The 17,584-nt window shown below is 40.4% G+C and carries 16 protein-coding genes; 7 read left to right on the top strand and 9 right to left on the bottom strand.

Going from position 1 to position 17,584, the window contains the following annotated elements; genetic code table 11:
- The first annotated feature begins 65 nt into the window (after positions 1-65).
- From ESY88_RS11600 to ESY88_RS11580, 5 genes are all read left to right on the top strand, one after another.
- The gene (locus tag ESY88_RS11600; protein WP_147085931.1) at positions 66-1,697 is read left to right on the top strand and encodes a hypothetical protein; all 1,632 of its coding nucleotides are present in this window, start codon (positions 66-68) and stop codon (positions 1,695-1,697) included.
- 124 nt (positions 1,698-1,821) lie between these two features.
- Positions 1,822-2,442, top strand: a complete 621-nt coding sequence (locus ESY88_RS11595; protein WP_147085932.1) for a hypothetical protein — start codon at positions 1,822-1,824, stop codon at positions 2,440-2,442.
- 79 nt (positions 2,443-2,521) lie between these two features.
- Entirely contained in the window at positions 2,522-3,094 is a 573-nt protein-coding gene (locus tag ESY88_RS11590; RefSeq protein WP_147085933.1) for an RNA polymerase sigma factor, read from the top strand.
- Between the two features lie 6 nt (positions 3,095-3,100).
- Positions 3,101-3,835 carry a tetratricopeptide repeat protein gene (locus tag ESY88_RS11585; RefSeq protein WP_147085934.1) on the top strand — a complete coding sequence of 245 codons (735 nt, stop codon included), beginning with the start codon at positions 3,101-3,103 and terminating at the stop codon, positions 3,833-3,835.
- Between the two features lie 11 nt (positions 3,836-3,846).
- Entirely contained in the window at positions 3,847-7,068 is a 3,222-nt protein-coding gene (locus ESY88_RS11580) for a CHAT domain-containing protein (RefSeq protein ID WP_147085935.1), read from the top strand.
- Between the two features lie 394 nt (positions 7,069-7,462).
- Here ESY88_RS11580 and ESY88_RS11575 read toward each other — a convergent pair whose 3' ends face one another.
- Positions 7,463-8,035, bottom strand: a complete 573-nt coding sequence (locus ESY88_RS11575) for a hypothetical protein (RefSeq protein ID WP_147085936.1) — start codon at positions 8,033-8,035, stop codon at positions 7,463-7,465.
- Between the two features lie 211 nt (positions 8,036-8,246).
- Here ESY88_RS11575 and ESY88_RS11570 point away from each other — a divergent pair, with 211 nt between their 5' ends.
- Positions 8,247-9,119, top strand: a complete 873-nt coding sequence (locus tag ESY88_RS11570; RefSeq protein ID WP_147085937.1) for an AraC family transcriptional regulator — start codon at positions 8,247-8,249, stop codon at positions 9,117-9,119.
- A 118-nt stretch (positions 9,120-9,237) separates the two neighbouring features.
- Here the strand turns inward: ESY88_RS11570 and ESY88_RS11565 are convergent, their stop codons facing one another.
- The 5 genes from ESY88_RS11565 to ESY88_RS11545 all read right to left on the bottom strand — a co-directional run bounded on the left by ESY88_RS11565 (position 9,238) and on the right by ESY88_RS11545 (position 13,693).
- Positions 9,238-9,891 (bottom strand): HD domain-containing protein, encoded by a 654-nt coding sequence (locus tag ESY88_RS11565; protein WP_147085938.1) that lies wholly within the window; start codon positions 9,889-9,891, stop codon positions 9,238-9,240.
- A gap of 911 nt (positions 9,892-10,802) precedes the next feature.
- Entirely contained in the window at positions 10,803-11,792 is a 990-nt protein-coding gene (locus ESY88_RS11560) for an acyl-ACP desaturase (protein WP_147085939.1), read from the bottom strand.
- 18 nt (positions 11,793-11,810) lie between these two features.
- The gene (locus ESY88_RS11555) at positions 11,811-12,548 is read right to left on the bottom strand and encodes a lysophospholipid acyltransferase family protein (RefSeq protein ID WP_147085940.1); all 738 of its coding nucleotides are present in this window, start codon (positions 12,546-12,548) and stop codon (positions 11,811-11,813) included.
- Between the two features lie 123 nt (positions 12,549-12,671).
- Positions 12,672-13,082, bottom strand: coding sequence for a BrxA/BrxB family bacilliredoxin (locus ESY88_RS11550; protein ID WP_147085941.1), 411 nt, complete (start codon positions 13,080-13,082; stop codon positions 12,672-12,674).
- Positions 13,083-13,282: 200 nt separating this feature from the next.
- Positions 13,283-13,693, bottom strand: a complete 411-nt coding sequence (locus ESY88_RS11545) for a hypothetical protein (protein WP_147085942.1) — start codon at positions 13,691-13,693, stop codon at positions 13,283-13,285.
- A 238-nt stretch (positions 13,694-13,931) separates the two neighbouring features.
- Between ESY88_RS11545 and ESY88_RS11540 the strand changes: the two genes are divergently transcribed.
- Positions 13,932-14,717, top strand: coding sequence for a TerB family tellurite resistance protein (locus ESY88_RS11540; RefSeq protein ID WP_147085943.1), 786 nt, complete (start codon positions 13,932-13,934; stop codon positions 14,715-14,717).
- A 115-nt stretch (positions 14,718-14,832) separates the two neighbouring features.
- On the opposite strand, the gene ESY88_RS21045 is transcribed toward ESY88_RS11540, so the two are convergent.
- The 3 genes from ESY88_RS21045 to ESY88_RS11530 form a co-directional block, all read right to left on the bottom strand.
- Entirely contained in the window at positions 14,833-14,979 is a 147-nt protein-coding gene (locus ESY88_RS21045) for a hypothetical protein (protein WP_189702590.1), read from the bottom strand.
- Between the two features lie 320 nt (positions 14,980-15,299).
- Positions 15,300-16,460 carry a metal ABC transporter permease gene (locus ESY88_RS11535; RefSeq protein WP_147085944.1) on the bottom strand — a complete coding sequence of 387 codons (1,161 nt, stop codon included), beginning with the start codon at positions 16,458-16,460 and terminating at the stop codon, positions 15,300-15,302.
- Entirely contained in the window at positions 16,453-17,580 is a 1,128-nt protein-coding gene (locus tag ESY88_RS11530; protein ID WP_147085945.1) for a metal ABC transporter permease, read from the bottom strand. The genes ESY88_RS11535 and ESY88_RS11530 overlap by 8 nt, the downstream gene beginning before the upstream one ends.
- Positions 17,581-17,584 lie beyond the last annotated feature (4 nt).

Raw genomic sequence — 17,584 nt, 5'->3', positions numbered from 1 at the left:
GTGATGACATTTTAAAAGTTTAACGATGTTGCTGTAAAGAGGCAATAATCCTAAACCCAATTAAAATGAAATCTAAATTTATCCCATTGGCAATTGCACTTGTAGGCATCCTGTGTTTTGCAACAAGTTTCATAATCCCAAGCTCCAATTCTGGAGAACTTGAGGTTGAAATAGAAAAATCGGCTTTTATAATGCCCGCAGTGCATCGTGTGTATTCAAATCCTGATGCACTCAACGGCAAATACCATTTGTTCAAGGCTAAAATCACCAACAAAAGCAATCAAACTCTAGAGGATGTTACCGTAAAATACCGTATCCCAGATTATATTGACTGGACGGAACTTACCGTTTCTGGACAGATGTTTCCAGGTCAAACCTTGGTAATTCCCTGCTATCCAAAATTCAAGGATGATATTACCGAAAAATCCACAGAATCCATTGAAAAGGCGCAAATCGAAATTTCTTGGGATGGCGCTGAAGAGGATGACATCATTGAAGAAGAATTTAGTTTTAAAATCACCAACCGCAACGAGTATGTCTATACTGGCGTTAAAACTGAAGAGATCAGCACTTGGAGCGACATGTATGACAATGATGCACTTATTGCCTGTTTTGTGACACCAAACGATCCCGTTGTTAAATATTACACGCAAAACCTTCAGGAAAAAATGATGAAGGGCGAAGCAGCCTCCATCACAAGAAAACCCGAAGATGGCGTACGCTTTTTAGCAAATATCTACGAAGCCACAAGAAAATCCCACATGGTTTATAGTGGCACCAAAGGCATTCCGCAGTCTACCGAAGACATTCAATCCATCGTACAGCAAATTAGACTACCCAGGGAAGTGATTACCGGCAACACTGGCTTGTGCATTGAATTGAGTTGTTTGTATGCCAGCGTACTTTCTGCGGCAGGTTTGGATCCCATTATTTATATGGTGCCTGGTCATGCCTATCCTGGATTTAAAATGAATGGTCAATACTTTGCTATTGAGGCCACGAGTATCAATGGCCAAGGTCTTGGCGGTATTGCCTCAGCAGAAGAAGCTTTCAAGAAAGGAAACGAAAATCTAAAAGAGTTCATGGAGCGCGCCCAAAGTGGCGACCCTAGATATACCTTGGTAGACATTCATGCCGTAAACCAACAAGGCGTCACTGCAATGGATCTTAAGGATAATGATTTCATGAGAAAAAAAGTGGATGATATTGTGGCCTCATGGAGCTCTGAGCAGCCGGTGCAACCCAAAAATGAGACCCAACCCAACCGCCGGCCAAGCAATACGGAGATCATTGTGCCAGAGAACAGCATTAAGACCAGTGCACTGTCTTTTGCGATACCAAATGGTTGGCAAACCATGATGCGCCCCGTCCCACAAGTACCCATTCTCACGGCCCAAGTGGTGGCTCCAGACCAACTAACCACAGTAAGTATCTATGATATTCCTGCTGCTTCGATTGAAGAAGCCATGCAGACCATTGATCAATACATGTTGAATTTTGGGATGCAGATGCAATACCAATCCAATGGCAATACTATTTCGGGGCAAACCCAAGCTCAAGATGGCAGCACCTTCAATTGGGTGGGCAAATGTTTGAAATCACAAAACGGAATCCGTGTTGTGGCGGTTGGCGCTCCAAGTTATGCCTACAATCAAAAAACGGGCATCATCAACCAAGTGTTCAATAGCATTAGATAAGCCTATTAATTTTCGATTGAAGAAGCAAGACTTGATTTCAACGCCTAGATACACAGTAAAGCTTTTCAGTTACATTTTAAATCATTCATCTTTTTATTCAGACCACATTAATTTAACCAAAATCATGAAAACTATAAAAATCCCATTGCTCGCTCTTTTTTTGCTGAATGCACTATTCATTTTCGCACAGCAATCCAAACAAAACATAAATATGAAAATTGACAGCATCGGCAATGCTAAAGTCACGATCTCCATGACCATGAACGCCTCTCAATGGCAACAATGGAATGGAAGCTACGGAAACAATCCTTCAGCCCTCAAGCGCGAGATTGAAAGAGGCATGCCTGCATTTTTCGTGGACGATTTTAAACTTGACAAAGACGATATGAACCGCTCCTTTGCCCTAAGTCTAAATGCTTATGGCGCCTGTAGAATAGACAAACGCGGCAAATGGATCATGAACACAGACCAAAAAGACGCACAACTCACAGCCCTAACCAAGCATAAATACATGTTGGTTAGCAGCCCTCCAGAATACGGTGGCAGTTTGCAACAAATCTATACCATTGAATTGCCAGAAGCAGCACATCAAATCAAAACCGATAAAGACGCCTTTGGGAAATCAACCTTTGAATTTAAGATGGATCAGCCTTCTGGACCTTTCAATTACATGCGCTGGTCTGGAGTATTTCTAATTGTAATTGGAGGGGCTTGGTTTGGCAAAAATGCTGTAACGCGCAAATAATCGTCAAAAAGATCATTTAATAGCTAAGTATTTGGTGACCACTTAAAAAAATGTATCTTACTCATGATTAGTCACTAACATGAGCCAAGTCTACAAAATCCAACATCAACTGCAGCTGATAAATGCCATCAAAGACAACGATTCTCTTGCCTTAAAAGAATTTTATATGGCCAACTATCCTAAAATAGAGCAGCTCATTTTAAAAAACAGCGGTTCAAAAGCACATGCCAAGGACATTTATCAAGAAGCCTTCATCGCAGTTTGGAACAATTTGAGAACTGGTCGCTTTGCTCCCGAAAATGATTCGGCACTGCAAGGGTATCTCTATCAAATTTCAAAGAACAAATGGCTGGATGTCTTGCGTTCAAAACGTTTCAAAAGCACACAATCCTTGACGGAAGAACGCAGTCTATTTCTATCGCAAGATGAGGAAACCCATGAAGACCCTGAAGAAACAAAAAGACTCAACCTTGCCATGGAAGCCTTTAAAAATCTGGGCGAGCCGTGCAAAAGCCTATTAAAGACTTTTTATTTTGAACAGAAATCCTTGCGGGACATCGCTTCCGAAATGGCTATTGAAGAAAGCTCCGTTCGTAACAAAAAATACCGATGCATGGAAAAATTACGTTCCATCGTATTAGCCTCAAATTAAGAAACATTGAAAAATAGCAACAACATATCACAAGAATTATTGGAAACCGTTGAGCGACACCTCAACAAAACCATGAGCAAACAAGAGGCACTCGATTTTGAGCTGCGTCTTGCAGAAGACCCTCAATTTAGAACTCATGTCGCAGATATAAAAACGCTCTTGTTGGGCATTGGCAACCAGTCGCTCAAGGAACGTCTTGACGAATTTCATGAGGCGCTCCCAGAATCGCAGATGGAAAGCTCCAATAGCAAAACCAAGTCCACAATGCTTTGGGGCAAGTTTGCCGCCGCCATACTTATCTTTGCGGCCATAGGTGGTTTTTGGTGGTTTAGCACTACCCAGAACGAGCGTTTATATGCCGAATATTTCACGCCAGATCCCGGTTTACCAACCACGATGAGCAGCTCTACCAACTTTGAATTCTATGATGCCATGGTGGATTACAAGCAAGGCAATTACAAAATTGCCATTGAGAAATGGGAAGCTTTAAGCATAGAAAATGACACACTTGACTACTTTTTGGGAGTTGCCTATCTCGCCGATAAAAATCAAAAACGCGCCATTCCATTTTTGGAAAAATCAACCCAAAATACGGCATTCCCATTATTAAATGATGCTTATTATTATTTGGGATTGGCCTATTTAAAGGAAGGTAATATTGCACTTGCTAAAAAGAACTTAAGCTTAAGTGCCACTGAAGATAGCCAATTGCTACTTTCAGAATTGGAAAAGAATCCATAATACGAGGTCATATGAAGGGATATTCATTTTGTATTTTCATTTTGATGCTATCTTCATTGCTACAGGCTCAAGAAACTCCAATCCTGAATACGAGTATTTTGGATTCTTTAATGCTTAAGGGCGAAATACTTAATGCTGAAGCCAGGTTAAACGAACAACTCGCTTATATCCAATCTCATAATCTCAATGATTCCTTATATAAATACACGTATTACGTAGGTAAAATTGAACTGCAAAAATCCGATGCCAAAACAGCCAGTAAAAAGGTCGATGCTTTTTTAGACTATATCAATACAAAATCAAAAAACAAGCGAAGCTACTATCAAGCGCTCTTGAAACTTGCAGATTTTTATGACGAAATAGGCAATAACCAAAAATCACTTGACATCACCACTACTGCTTTGAAAATTATCAAAGAAGTTAGAGATGCCACGCCAGAGGAGATTGGCAAAACCGAATACAATATTGGAGCGACCTACCTGTCACTTGGCAACGTAGATCAGGCCAAAACCAATTTTCAGAAAGCCCTAAAGCGTTTCGAAAGCTATAAATTTACTTCAAAAGCACAGCTTTCCGACGGGTACAATGCTGTTGGCGCCACAATGTGGATGTCCTCAAAATTAGACAGTGCCAGCTACTATTACTCCAAAGCAATTGAAGCCATAGCAATGGCAAAGGGCGATCCTATAATGAATTTATATTTGGCCACTGTCATAAAGTCCAACATATCCTTATTGGAATATGGGCAAGGCAATTTGGACAAGGCCATTGCCATACAAAACGGAGTGATCTCAAATTATGAAAAAACCATCCATGCCCTTAGCGACGAAAATGTGGTCTCAAAGGCTAAACGGTTTCAGTTAAGGGCCATTTCAAATATGGCGGTGTTTTACAATGAACAGGGAAACCTTCAGAAAGCGCATGACTTGATGCTTTTTGCCTATCAGAAAAAGAAAACATTACGAGAAGCCGATGATTCTGATTTAGGTGCTACGCTCATTCAAATCGGGCAATCGAGCCTTTCACTTCAAAACTACGATGACGCCATATCCTATTTAAATGAAGGCCTTAAGCAGTTCGAAGTCAATGCTATAGAAAACCCGTATTGGAAAGCTGCAGGTTTTCATGCTTTAGCTGAAGCCCATGCCGTAAAAAAGAATACTTCCGAAGCAAAAAAATACTACGAGCAAAGTGAACAGTATTTCAAGGAAGCCTTAGGCAATGATTACGATATTGAATTCCTATCGTTTTTGAGAAATAAATCCCTGTTTCTAGCAGAAAATCAAGCACACGAAGCCGCATTGAACACTGCCCAAACGGGCTATGACTATGTTCTAAAAAACGGGGGAGACGATAATTTTACCCTTGTAAAGCAATTGCTAAATTTGGCTATGGTCAACTACAAATTGCAGCAGTATGAGCAAAGCTTGATTTGGGTGGATAAGGCAAATCAATATCTCAACAAAGCCGCATCTGCTGCCGACTCCAAACAAAAAGACTTTCACAAACCGCAGCTCATTTTATTGAAAGCCTTAGCGCAATATGAACTTCAACCCAACAAAGACACGAGTTTTCTAAAGCAACAACTAATCGCATTGGATAAGGCAATTTCCCTGTTGGAAGATCGCAAGACAAGGGTTTATAAAAATGAGGATCTCAGTATACTCATGACAGACTACCAATCAATTTCAAACTTTTCAAAAAAAGTAGCACTGGACCTGTACCAAAAAACAAAAGAAGCCATTTATCTAGACAAAATCATAGAACTTAATGAGTCGGCCGTTTACAATCGCATTAGATCACGATTGAATCTTAAGAACTCCATCTCATTTAAAGATGTGTCAAAACCTGTTTTAGAGCGAGAACTGCAATTAAAAAACGAGATGTCATTCACGCTAGATCATTCAGAAAACATTCAATCCTTTCTCGATGTAGAAAAAGAATGGCAACTGTTTTTAGACACTTTAAAAACCCGCTTTCCAAAATATTACAAAATGCGATATGCCACAATTTCGCAACCTGTTAAAAACTTAAAACGCGCCATTGCAGACCACACCACGGTAGTACGTTATTTGAATATAGATGAGGCCACGTATGCCATTCTGATCAATAAATCTGAAAAGCACCTTGTAAGATTGAATCCGAAGGATCTGCAAAAAAACGTGCAAGCCTTAACAAACGAACTTTGGGACCTTGAAACATCAAGTGAATTATTGCATCAACTTTACGTAGAACTTTGGCAGCCTTTTGAGGATAGAATCAACACCAATCACGTGATCATCATCCCAAATGGGCAATTGTTCAATTTGAGTTTTGAATCTTTGACCCCAGAAAAAATTGCCAGTTTTAAAGAATTAGAAACCAAAAGCTTGCTTGCCAAATATATCATCTCCTATAATTATAGTTTGCTTTTAACGAATAGAACAGCTTCCCAAACGCTTTTTAGTGATAATTTCATTGGCTTTGCCCCTGAATTCAACAGTAAAATGAAAACGGATTATACCTTAAAAATTAAGGATTCCATTACTATGGACCGTACTTATCTCACTTTACTACCGCAACCCTTCAGTAAAAATTTAGCTCAAAACTCATCAAAATTTTTTACTGGAGAATCCTTTATTAATGAAAAAGCCAGTAAACAGCTGTTCACACAGCACGCCAAAGAACACAAGATCATCCATATTGGCACGCACGCAGAGTCTAACAACGTGTCGCCCGAACTCTCGCGACTCATCTTTGCCAAAAATGTGAAAGATTCAATGGCTTCGGAAGACAATTCACTTTATACTTACGAAATCTACAACCAGAACCTCTCGTCAAACCTCGCTATTTTGACCGCCTGTGAAACCGGAAAACCAACCTATCAAGCGGGCGAAGGCATGATTTCATTGGCTCATGCTTTCAATTATGCGGGTAGTGAAAGCATTCTTACCAGTCTCTGGAAGATTGACGAACAGAGCAGTGCTGCCATCATTGAGAATTTTTATGGGTACATCAAGGATGGTTTGCCAAAGGATGAAGCGCTGCAAAAAGCAAAACTAGACTACATTGCCACTGCCAAGGGCAGAACCCTATCGCCACAATATTGGGCGGGCTTGGTGCTCATAGGCGACACCTTACCAATTCACCTAACATCGACATCTTATTTTTGGTATTGGATGTTGGGAGGGCTCTTAGTGATATTCTTTCTATTAGTGTTGCTCATTAAGATCAAACGAAGCGCTTCACATTAAAATCAACATTCTCAATGGACGATGCCAAATTTTTGCCAGCAATAGCGCTCGATGTAGTCGCGATGGTAGATATGCAACCTGATGTAATAAATGCGTCATAGAGGCGATAAATCGCATCTCCATATCGGTAAAAAAAAATGAGTTGTTAGCTTAGTTCAAACCCTCCCATTCGGCATAAAATTGTTTTAGGAATTGTTCCATGAAATCGTTGTGACCTGCTGCCAATTTGCGTTACAAGTTAAAAAAAGCACAGCCATATAAAACATAAAATTTGTTTCCTGATCAATTGCTTTTGAAAGTTTATACATCTCGACATTGAAACGGATTTAAAATGTAATCATAAAAAAACGTCCTCATTTGAGGACGTCCTAAAATTTGAATAGCATTGAGATCCTTAGATCCTGAAGCGTTCTACAAAGGTTCGATCTCCAGAAGACATTCTTAGCACGTAGATACCTTCTTCAGATGGTGATAAGGTGTAGATGCGTTCTAAAATTTTCGCTCCTTTCAATTCGTCCTTATGAATCAATTCATCATTGTAGTAAAGTTCGATGTTTAAAGACTCGTTGTTCAAAGCCAGTTTTGAAATCATCAAATGGTTCTTTTTCGTTCTAACCACAGGCTTAAATATCGATGTTTGTAGCTTGCTTAAAAGGATAACTTCATTCGAAACCATCTTAAAGGGTTTGATGATGATCTCAAAATCCTTGTCCAGCTCAATAGTGTAATTACCATCTTCTAAATCGCTAAGGTCAAAGCGCTTTGCATAGTCACCGTTTCTTTTTACCGTTTCCCTATGAATTACTCTGCCTTCATCATTTTTAATACTTACTTGATGGCCTTTCTTTACATTTAAGAATCTAAAGGTGGCCGAGCTGCTTGTGGGTTCGTTCTTGACGTCATTGGCGTAACCTGTTACTATTGTTAACATGAATACGACTGCTAATACTTGTTTTACTGTTTTCATTACATATTGGTTTTAAGGATTACATGGCAAAGATAAACTGCTATGCACGCATAGAAAACATCAGATTTGACCAATTTATGTTCTAAATTAACTATAAGCTCGATATTAAATAAATGTTAATGATAATATAGCATATAATAATGCGAATTTTGAATATATTTTGCTTTTGAAATGATGTACCTTTGTGTTTCATTAACAGCTCATTGTTAGGATGCACAGAAAACCAACCTTAGAAAAAATAAGCCCAGAGTTTGGAAGCTCGGTGTTTGTAAAGAAAAGCACTTCGGCCTCAGCCGATTCTAAAGCATTTTGGCATTTTCATCCAGAAATTGAGTTGGTCTTTATTGACAAGGGCTCTGGAAAACGCCATATTGGAAATCACCTCTCTTACTTTAACAATAGCCAATTACTTTTATTGGGCTCTAATTTGCCTCACAACGGCTTTAAGGATCGATTGACACAACAAGGCTCTGAAGTCTTGGTACAATTCAATCCTGACTTTTTAGGCGCCTACTTTTTTGATGTTCCTGAAATGGCAAGCATCAACATTCTTTTTGAACGTGCAAAAAACGGAATTCTCTTTAAGCCCAAAACCAAAAAGCGCGTTGGAAAAAAAATACAGAAACTTAATGAACTCAAGGGTTTTGACCGTATTTTACTGCTCATCAAGATACTTCACCTTTTAGCTGAAGCTGAGGATTACGAGATTTTGAATGCGGAAGGCTTTGTCTTCGAGACCGAAAAGCAGGACAGCTCAAAAATTGACATCATCTATAAGTACGTCAATACTCATTTTAAGCAACACATTACTCTAGATGAAATTGCTGAGGCGGTAAGTATGACCGTTCCTGCTTTTTGCCGGTATTTTAAAAAATCAACGGGTAAGACCTTTACCAAGTTGGTCAATGAATATCGTGTGGTGCACGCTACAAAATTACTCTCTGAAAGTGAAATGAGCATTGCCGACGTGGCTTTTGAATGCGGCTTCAATAATTTTTCACACTTTAATAAATTGTTTAAGGAGATGACCGGCAAGAGTGCTTCTAAATATAGAAAGGGGTTGACGAATTTATATGCGACTTGAAAAAAGAATTAAGACCGCTGCGCTAGTAGAATCAAGAATCAATATTTGGTGTCGTAGATATGTGATGGATGCGATAAATCACATCTCTACATCGGTATAATCAAAATGAATTGTTAGTTTAGTTCAAACCGTCCCATTCGTCATAAAACTGTTCTAGGAATTGTTCCATGAAATCGTGGCGACCTGCTGCCAATTTGCGTCCGGTGCTGGTATGCATCTGATTTTTTAACAACAGTAACTTCTCGTAAAAATGATTGATTGTTGGTGCCGTTGAGCCCTTGTATTCCGCTTTGGTCATGTTGAGACTGGGCTTGATGTCTGGATCGAAGATTTTTCGGTTTTTAAAACCGCCGTAGTTGAAAGTTCTGGCAATACCAATCGCTCCCAAAGCATCTAAGCGGTCGGCATCCTGAACAACATCCAATTCCGCAGAAGCAAAATTTTGCTGAAAATTTCCGCCTTTAAAAGATATGTTTTCAATGATTTGAACCACATGTTCTATCACTTTTGAATCGACGTTTTGCTCAAACAGAAACTCTCTGGCTTTCCTTGGCCCCACAGTCTCATCTCCATCATGAAATTTGCTGTCGGCAATATCATGCAACAATGCCCCAAGTGCCACGGTTAAGTGATCTACCGTTTCGGTTTTGGCAATAAGCATCGCATTTTTATAGACGCGCTCGATATGAAACCAGTCGTGCCCGCCTTCAGCATTATAAAGTTCTTTCTTGACAAAGGCGATGGTGTTGGAAATTTGTGTGTCTGAAGTCATATTTCTTGCAAGTTATGGAACGCTGATGACACTGATTTTTACTGATTTTCGCAGATAAATCTAAACTTAAAATCAGTGAGCATCTGCTTAATCAGCATTATCTGTGTTCCAAATATCGAACGCTGATGACGCTGATTTTTACTGATTTTCGCAGATAAATCTAAATTTAAAATCAGTGAGCAGCTGCTTGATCAGCGTTATCTGTGTTCCAAATACCGAACGCTGATGACGCTGATTTTTACTGATTTTCGCAGATTAATCCCCAACTTAAAATCAGTGAGCAGCTGCTTGATCAGCGTTATCTGTGTTCCAAATACCGAACGCTGATGACACTGATTTTTACTGATTTTCGCAGATTAATCCCAACTTAAAATCAGTGAGCATCTGCTTAATCAGCATTATCTGTGTTCCAAATATCGAACGCTGATGACGCAGATTTTTACTGATTTTCGCAGATTAATCCCAACTTAAAATCAGTGAGCATCTGCTTGATCAGCGTTATCTGTGTTCCAATATCGAACGCTGATGACGCAGATTTTTACTGATTTTCTCAGATTAATCCCAACTTAAAATCAGTGAGCATCTGCTTAATCAGCATTATCTGTGTTCCAATCAAACGCTGATGACGCAGATTTTTACTGATTACCGCAGATAAATCTAAACTTAAAATCAGTGAGCATCTGCTTAATCAGCATTATCTGTGTTCCAATATCGAACGCTGATGACACAGATTTTTACTGATTTTCTCAGATTAATCCCAACTTAAAATCAGTGAGCATCTGCTTAATCAGCATTATCTGTGTTCCAAATATCGAACGCTGATGACACTGATTTTTACTGATTTTCGCAGATTAATCCCCAACTTAAAATCAGTGAGCATCTGCTTGATCAGCGTTATCTGTGTTCCAGCTTCATCTTGAAACCGCAGGCTGCACCCACTTGAACTCATAGGAATTTTCGGGAATTTTCATGCGCTCTGACAATCGTATCATTCGTGAGGGTAATTTCATTAAATATTCACGTGCTTTTTCGGCTTCATCGGAAAGTCCCTTGATGTTACCAATATCCCAACGATCAATGAGTTTTTGGAGGATTTCCACATAATCTGCCGAGGTATACACGCCAATGCGCTGGGCGGTATTGGAAAACTCTTCAAAGGCAGTGCCTATTTTATCGCCAGATTCCCTTAAGAAATGGGCTGGCATGGTAATTTTTTGCTTCATCATGTAATGGAAAGCCATCATCATTTGACTAGGATCTTCCACAAAAATACGCTCCACAAATTCGGAATACGCATGGTGGTGGCGCATCTCGTCGCCAGAAATGATCTTACACATCTTAGCGAGTTGTTTATTGCCTTTTTCCTTGGCCATTTTTGCCACACGGTTGTGTGAAACATAAGTTGCCAATTCTTGAAAACTGGTATAAACAAAATTCTTGTAAGGATCGCGATCGGTGCCTATGTCAAAACCATCGGCAATGAGGTGCTGCGTTGTCATTTCTATCTCACGCATGTTCACACGCCCAGAAAGGTAGAGGTATTTATTGAGCACATCACCATGGCGGTTTTCTTCGGAAGTCCAATGTCTTACCCATTTAGACCAACTGTTATGCTCGACTTGGCCAACACCTTCCACATCCATCAACCAGGATTCATAGGTTGGCAAGGCTTCCTCAGTAATCATATCACCCACCAAAACCACCCAAAAGTCATAAGGTAGATCTTTAGACAGTTCTCTAATTTCCCTAACTTCCTCATAAAAGTTTTCACTTTCAGAATTTGGCAAAAAATCACTAGGCTGCCAGATTTTTTCAGTAGGAATCAAATATTTTTGTATTAGCGATTCAACATCCTTTTCAAGATGCTGCATCACTTCCAATCTTATATTTTTTAATGACATAGTTTTAAAGTTTTAGTTTTAATGCTCAATGGCATTAACAATTGTGCTTTTAACCCGCTCTAGGAGCGCCTTCTTGTCTGTAAAGATAGCGATTTCTATGGGCTTATGAATAGTAAAAGTGATATGATTTCCTATGCCCATGGGAAATTTGCCATAGCGCAACATCTTCCAAGAATTATTTATGGTGATGGGAACAATCACTGCGGAAGGTACTTTTTTGATCAACAACTCCAGGCCACGCATTCTAAAAGGTTTGGGATAACCATCTTTGCTGCGCGTGCCTTCCGGGAAAATCACAGCTGCGCGTTTGGTCTTTTCAATGTACTCACCAAATTGCAACATGGCAGGTAACGATTGCCGCGGATTATTCCTGTCAATCAACACCGAACCACCATCGCGCAAATTTTGGGAAATGCTGGGAATGCCCTTACCGAGTTCTTTTTTGGCCACGAATTTGACATGATGTCTCCGCAGGTTCCACATTATCGGGGAAATGTCGTACATGCTTTGATGGTTAGACACGATCAACAAAGGTTTGTCTATGGGGAGCTCGAAATCGTTTTTCCAAGTAATGCGCGTGCCTAAAATGGTGAGACAGCGTATTAAAAAAAACTGCAAGGCATCAACTGATTTTTTATGCGCCTGATAGCCAAAAACCTTAAAGCAAAATAACTGTATGGGATGAAAAACCAAAATGGTTATCCCAAAGCAAATCAAATAAATCACCGTTAAGGGATAGGCAAGTAATTTTCTCATGAAACAAAGATATATCAAAGCTTTACAAAAGCAAAAAACCACGAAATATTCGTGGTTTTTGTTTTTAAGTAGTTTTCTCCTTTGAGAGACGTCCCACTTTTAAAGTCGTACTTCGAGCTGTTCTTAACAGTGTTGGTTGTACGCGTCCATCAGGTTTTCTGCAATCAATTCGGCAGGGCGACCTTCAATGTGATGGCGCTCTAACATGTGCACCAATTCACCATCCTTAAACAAGGCCATACAAGGGGAACTTGGAGGAAATGGCACCATGTGGCTTCTCGCCTCATCTACCGCTTCCTTATCCACACCTGCAAATACCGTTACAATATGTTCTGGACGTTTGGTGTTTTGTAAACTCATACGCGCTCCTGGACGCGCATTTGCTGCTGCACAACCGCATACCGAATTCACTACAATTAAAGTAGTGCCCTCTTTTGACAACGCTGTTTTCACTTCATCTGAAGTATGTAATTCTTCGAAACCAACCTTGGTCAAATCCTCACGCATTGGTTTTACTAATTCTGCTGGGTACATCTATTATAAATTTTTAAGATTAATATATTTTCCGTTCCGAAACTTCAGAATCGGGACTGCAAAGATAAGGAAAATTTGTGAGGGGTTTTTGGTTCACCAGTCTTCAGTTTTGAGTTGACAATTCGCAATCTTGGGCAGGGTTTTGATAAAATAGCACAATTAAGATTTTGAATGTCTGAAACTTCCGAAGAAAAAGAGGTTTATCTACTGAAACTGAGTAAAAAACCATCATAGGCAATGCCATCATCCAATAGCATTTGGGTATTACTCATTGCGTTAACCGTCATGTCTAGATAATCAACTTTTAATGTTTCAACACCGGCATTGTTCTCTAAAACATAATCGTAAGTGCCAGAAGGCAAGCCATCAAAGGCAACCGGATCTGCGTTTGAATTTATAACCTTGACCTGCGAGGTTTCGGTATTGAAGCTCCATGTAATCAAACCGTCTTCAAAATCAACGTCTGTGCCCACAAATCCGCCAGAGACATTGCTCAAATTCCAAGTTCCAGAAATAGACGGCACAGCGTCAATCCTATTGGGATCGTCATCATTACAGCCTATAAAGGCAGTGGTAATCAAAGTAAGCAAAATCAATAAGCGATAGTTCATGGTGGTTGTGGTTTATGATTGTGTTTATAAGATGCCTCATCCTCGAAAAGGTTGCGTCCAACACGATTGAGAATGTGTAAAAAAAGTCTCAGTTTGCAGTCTTCAGTTTGCAGTCTTCAGACTTCAGTCTTGAGTCCTCAATCGGTATTAAATCTTCCCAAAAAATCATTTCACCAATATAAAACTTAAAAAACAACTAACATTGGTATCTTTGGCCTCGATTTCAATAAATAATTATATGGGTGTTACAAAATGGATTGGCGGTGCTTTAGGATGGGCTTTTGGCGGACCAATAGGTGCTATTATTGGTTTGGCCTTGGGAAGTTTGGTGGATGGCGCGTCAAAGAGCGATTTTCCCTTTTTAGGGCAGGGTGATCGCAAGCAGGACGCTTCACGTCAGTCGACACGCGGCACTTTTCGTAGTGCGCAACAGCGGCCGCAAACCCAACCTGGCGATTTTGAGGTAAGCTTGCTTATTTTGGCTTCGGTTGTGATTAAGGCCGATGGGCATCAAGACCAGCGTGAGCTCGATTTTGTACGCCAACAATTTGTGAGTATGTATGGCAAGGATCGCGCCAACCAGGCCTTCAGTCTCTTTAAGAATATCAATAAACAACAAATCCCGACCAGGCAGGTTTGTTTGCAGATCAAGCAAATGATGGACCATGCGTCACGCTTGCAATTGCTGCATTTTCTCTTCGGAATTGCCAGAGCCGATGGTATGGTCACTGATACGGAGGTCTCACAGATTTATATGATCGCAGGTTATTTGGGAATTTCGTCAAGGGATTATGACAGCATCAAGGCGATGTTCTACAACAGTAGCGATAACGCTTACAAGATCTTGGAAATTACAAAAGCGGCCACGAACGATGAAGTAAAAGCGGCCTACCGGAAGATGGCGAAAAAATACCATCCCGATAAAGTGATGCACTTAGGAAAAGAACACCAAGAAGGTGCTGAGGAAAAATTTAGACAAGTACAATTGGCCTATGAACAATTGCAGAAGGAACGTGGGTTTTAGTTGTTAGTCCACAGTCTACAGTAGGCAGTCGCCAGTCGTCAGTTTGCAGTCGCAGTCTTAGTCGCACTTTTAAGTAGCGCCCCATTCAGAAGATGCCGACTCAGTAGCAATTGTACTATTGCTTTTTCCTATTGTTTATGCGCTTTTCAACCTCTTTGAAATAGCGCTCTGATTTGTATTTTCTATACATAAACAATGCGATAACAATCAATGCGAGAATCATAAAGCCTCCCTTGCCTGCAACAAAATTCAAGAAATTCATAATATTTAATTTGAATGTAAATCTGGTCACGCTGAACCGATTCGTTTTTTAGACTTCAAATGTAGATCATTTCCATTTTTGGATAATACTTTTTAACATTGCTTTTTTATGATCTAGTTATTGCTGCTCGAAAGCATTACTGCACTCAATGCACAACGTCTCAGAGGAGGCGTTTTTTAAACACTTATGACGCGTTTTATCAAACTGAAGGAGTACTTTAGAAATGCTTCTTCGCGCTTTGTTATTGTCTGGAATTACGTGTAATTTCATGCCAATTCTAAGCATGCTGGAAGGTTCAAACCTAAAAAACCCCAGCAAAATCATCCCCTAAACAAAAAGAAATCGTCTTTCATGTCTTCGATCTGCGCGTCTTCATTGGTAATGATATAATCTATGGCTTGGGTGGTAAATTCATCGCCTTTTGGGGTCAAGGACACAATTTTGTTATCGATCGCGATCATATTGTTTTTAAGTGCCAAATCCAACACGGTTCGCGAGCGGACTTTTTGCCAATTGATATGCTCATTTAGGTGCTTGACGTGGCGTTCACTTTCTTCCTCATGGTTTTTTAAGTGGAGTAGAAACGTGAGCAATGAGACTTCGGTGCGTTGTTGTTTTTCTCGGTATAACACCGCAATGATACCCTTACTTGGTGCAAATAAATAAACGACCAAAAATAAAATTCCCAACATGGTCGTGATTGATCCTGCGATGGAAGCATCGAGCCAATACGCCATCCAATAGCCAGAAATGGCGCTCAAAATGCCAAAACCTATGGATAGCAACAGCATTTTTTTTAAATCGGTTGTCAATAAATAAGCGGAAGCTGCCGGAGCAATCATCAAGGCCACCACTAAAATGGCACCTACCGCATCAAAAGCACCCACGGTGGTTACGGATGCGACCGACATTAAGCCATAATGGATCACGATGGGCGAAAAGCCTAGTGACGCCGATAAACCCTTATCAAAAGTGCTCAACTTAAGCTCCTTGAAAAACAAGATCAAAAGCGTGATCGTTATGAGCAAAATAGACCCAATAACCCATAGTGATTTGGGGCCTACATCAACCCCTCCCATATAAATTCTATCAAAAGGAGCAAAGGCGAGTTCGCCCAACAACACCGCATCGATATCCAAATGCACGTCATTGGCGTTCTTGGCAATCAAAATCACTCCAATACTAAACAACACCGGAAACACCAAGCCAATGGCGGTGTCTTCTTTTACCAAACCGGTTTTCTGGATGTTCTCTACCAAAACCACAGTAATCACACCAGTAAACGCTGCCAACAATATCAACCAAGGCGAATTGAGATCTTGAGTGATAAAGAATCCCACCACGATGCCTGGTAAAATCGAGTGACTGATCGCATCACTGATCATGGCCATTTTTCGCAACACCAAAAAAGTACCAGGAATCGCACAGGCGATGGCGACAATGCTCGCAATAAGCTGTATTTCAAATTGTGCGCTACTCATTGTTCTGGTGTTGTTGGTTGTACAAATTGGAAGCGGTCTCAAAACCTTGATCCGTCAAACTCCAAGTACTGCCTTCAAGGCGGATGTAATTTTTTTCCTCTAATGTTTTTAAGCTGCCTTTTGTAAATCCCTGAAAATTATTCAAGATCCTAATTTCGTGCGGGTGGGAAATATCATCGTGGGTTTCGGCAATATGGAACATAAACGATAAGGTCTTTTGAAGTTCTAGATCGCGGCGGTTTTTTACAAACCGAATCTGTCTGAACAAAAGTCCGCGACTTGGCGAAAAAATAAAGGATATCAAAACAAAAACCGCAGCCACAATCACTATCACTGGGCCTGTGGATAAATTGTTTTGACTGGCGCTAATGGCTGTACCGAAAACTCCCGAAAAGGCCCCGAAAACTGAAGCCAAAACCACCATCGTCGACAAACTGTTGGTCCATTGCCGTGCAGCTGCAGCTGGCGCCAATAACATCGCACTCATCAAAACCACACCAACCGTTTGCAAGCCCAAAACAATCGCTAACACGATAAAAACGGTAATGAGCACATCAATGGTTTTGGTATTGAATCCCAAGGTTTCTGCATAATCCTTATCAAACAATAAGATCTTGAATTCCTTCCAGAATAGCAACATCACGCATAAGGATACCCCTGTGACAATGGCCATGAGCCAAACATCACTTTCCACAAGCGTTGCTGCTTGCCCAAATAAATACTTGTCCAACCCGGCTTGATTAGCGTTGGGTTGTTTTTGAATGTAGGTAAGCAGCAACATGCCGAAGCCAAAAAACACAGATAAAATGAGACCGAGTGCCGTATCAGACTTTAAGTGTGTTTTGCTTACGATGCCTCGAATCCAAAAGGTGCCAATCAAGCCACTTACCAAAGCACCCAACAAAAGTGTATTGCTATCTTTTGCCCCAGTAATCAAAAACGCAATGGCGATACCCGGTAATGCCGCGTGCGAGATGGCGTCACCTAACAGGCTCTGTTTTCGCAATACTGCAAAACTGCCCAACATGCCCGTAACTGCGCCAAGAATGGCGGTGCCCAAGGTAATGGTTCGCAGGGTGTAGTCACTAAAGACTAAAGAGAAATATTCCTGTAAGTTCAAATTT

It is taken from the genome of Subsaximicrobium wynnwilliamsii (genome assembly GCF_007997225.1).
Classification (GTDB): Bacteria; Bacteroidota; Bacteroidia; order Flavobacteriales; family Flavobacteriaceae; genus Psychroserpens; species Psychroserpens wynnwilliamsii.
The sequence above is the reverse complement of the archived record's forward strand: the minus strand, read 5'-3'. Positions and strand labels throughout refer to the sequence as shown.

Excerpts from the sequence above, each read along its gene's own strand:
- ESY88_RS11565 (WP_147085938.1), bottom strand. The coding sequence starts at position 9,891 with ATGACTTCAGACACACAAATTTCCAACACCATCGCCTTTGTCAAGAAA.
- ESY88_RS11550 (WP_147085941.1), bottom strand. The coding sequence starts at position 13,082 with ATGTACCCAGCAGAATTAGTAAAACCAATGCGTGAGGATTTGACCAAG.
- ESY88_RS11590 (WP_147085933.1), top strand. The coding sequence starts at position 2,522 with ATGAGCCAAGTCTACAAAATCCAACATCAACTGCAGCTGATAAATGCC.
- ESY88_RS11560 (WP_147085939.1), bottom strand. The coding sequence starts at position 11,792 with ATGTCATTAAAAAATATAAGATTGGAAGTGATGCAGCATCTTGAAAAG.
- ESY88_RS21045 (WP_189702590.1), bottom strand. The coding sequence starts at position 14,979 with ATGAATTTCTTGAATTTTGTTGCAGGCAAGGGAGGCTTTATGATTCTC.
- ESY88_RS11595 (WP_147085932.1), top strand. The coding sequence starts at position 1,822 with ATGAAAACTATAAAAATCCCATTGCTCGCTCTTTTTTTGCTGAATGCA.
- ESY88_RS11540 (WP_147085943.1), top strand. The coding sequence starts at position 13,932 with ATGGGTGTTACAAAATGGATTGGCGGTGCTTTAGGATGGGCTTTTGGC.
- ESY88_RS11575 (WP_147085936.1), bottom strand. The coding sequence starts at position 8,035 with ATGAAAACAGTAAAACAAGTATTAGCAGTCGTATTCATGTTAACAATA.
- ESY88_RS11535 (WP_147085944.1), bottom strand. The coding sequence starts at position 16,460 with ATGAGTAGCGCACAATTTGAAATACAGCTTATTGCGAGCATTGTCGCC.
- ESY88_RS11600 (WP_147085931.1), top strand. The coding sequence starts at position 66 with ATGAAATCTAAATTTATCCCATTGGCAATTGCACTTGTAGGCATCCTG.
- ESY88_RS11545 (WP_147085942.1), bottom strand. The coding sequence starts at position 13,693 with ATGAACTATCGCTTATTGATTTTGCTTACTTTGATTACCACTGCCTTT.
- ESY88_RS11570 (WP_147085937.1), top strand. The coding sequence starts at position 8,247 with ATGCACAGAAAACCAACCTTAGAAAAAATAAGCCCAGAGTTTGGAAGC.
- ESY88_RS11555 (WP_147085940.1), bottom strand. The coding sequence starts at position 12,548 with ATGAGAAAATTACTTGCCTATCCCTTAACGGTGATTTATTTGATTTGC.
- ESY88_RS11580 (WP_147085935.1), top strand. The coding sequence starts at position 3,847 with ATGAAGGGATATTCATTTTGTATTTTCATTTTGATGCTATCTTCATTG.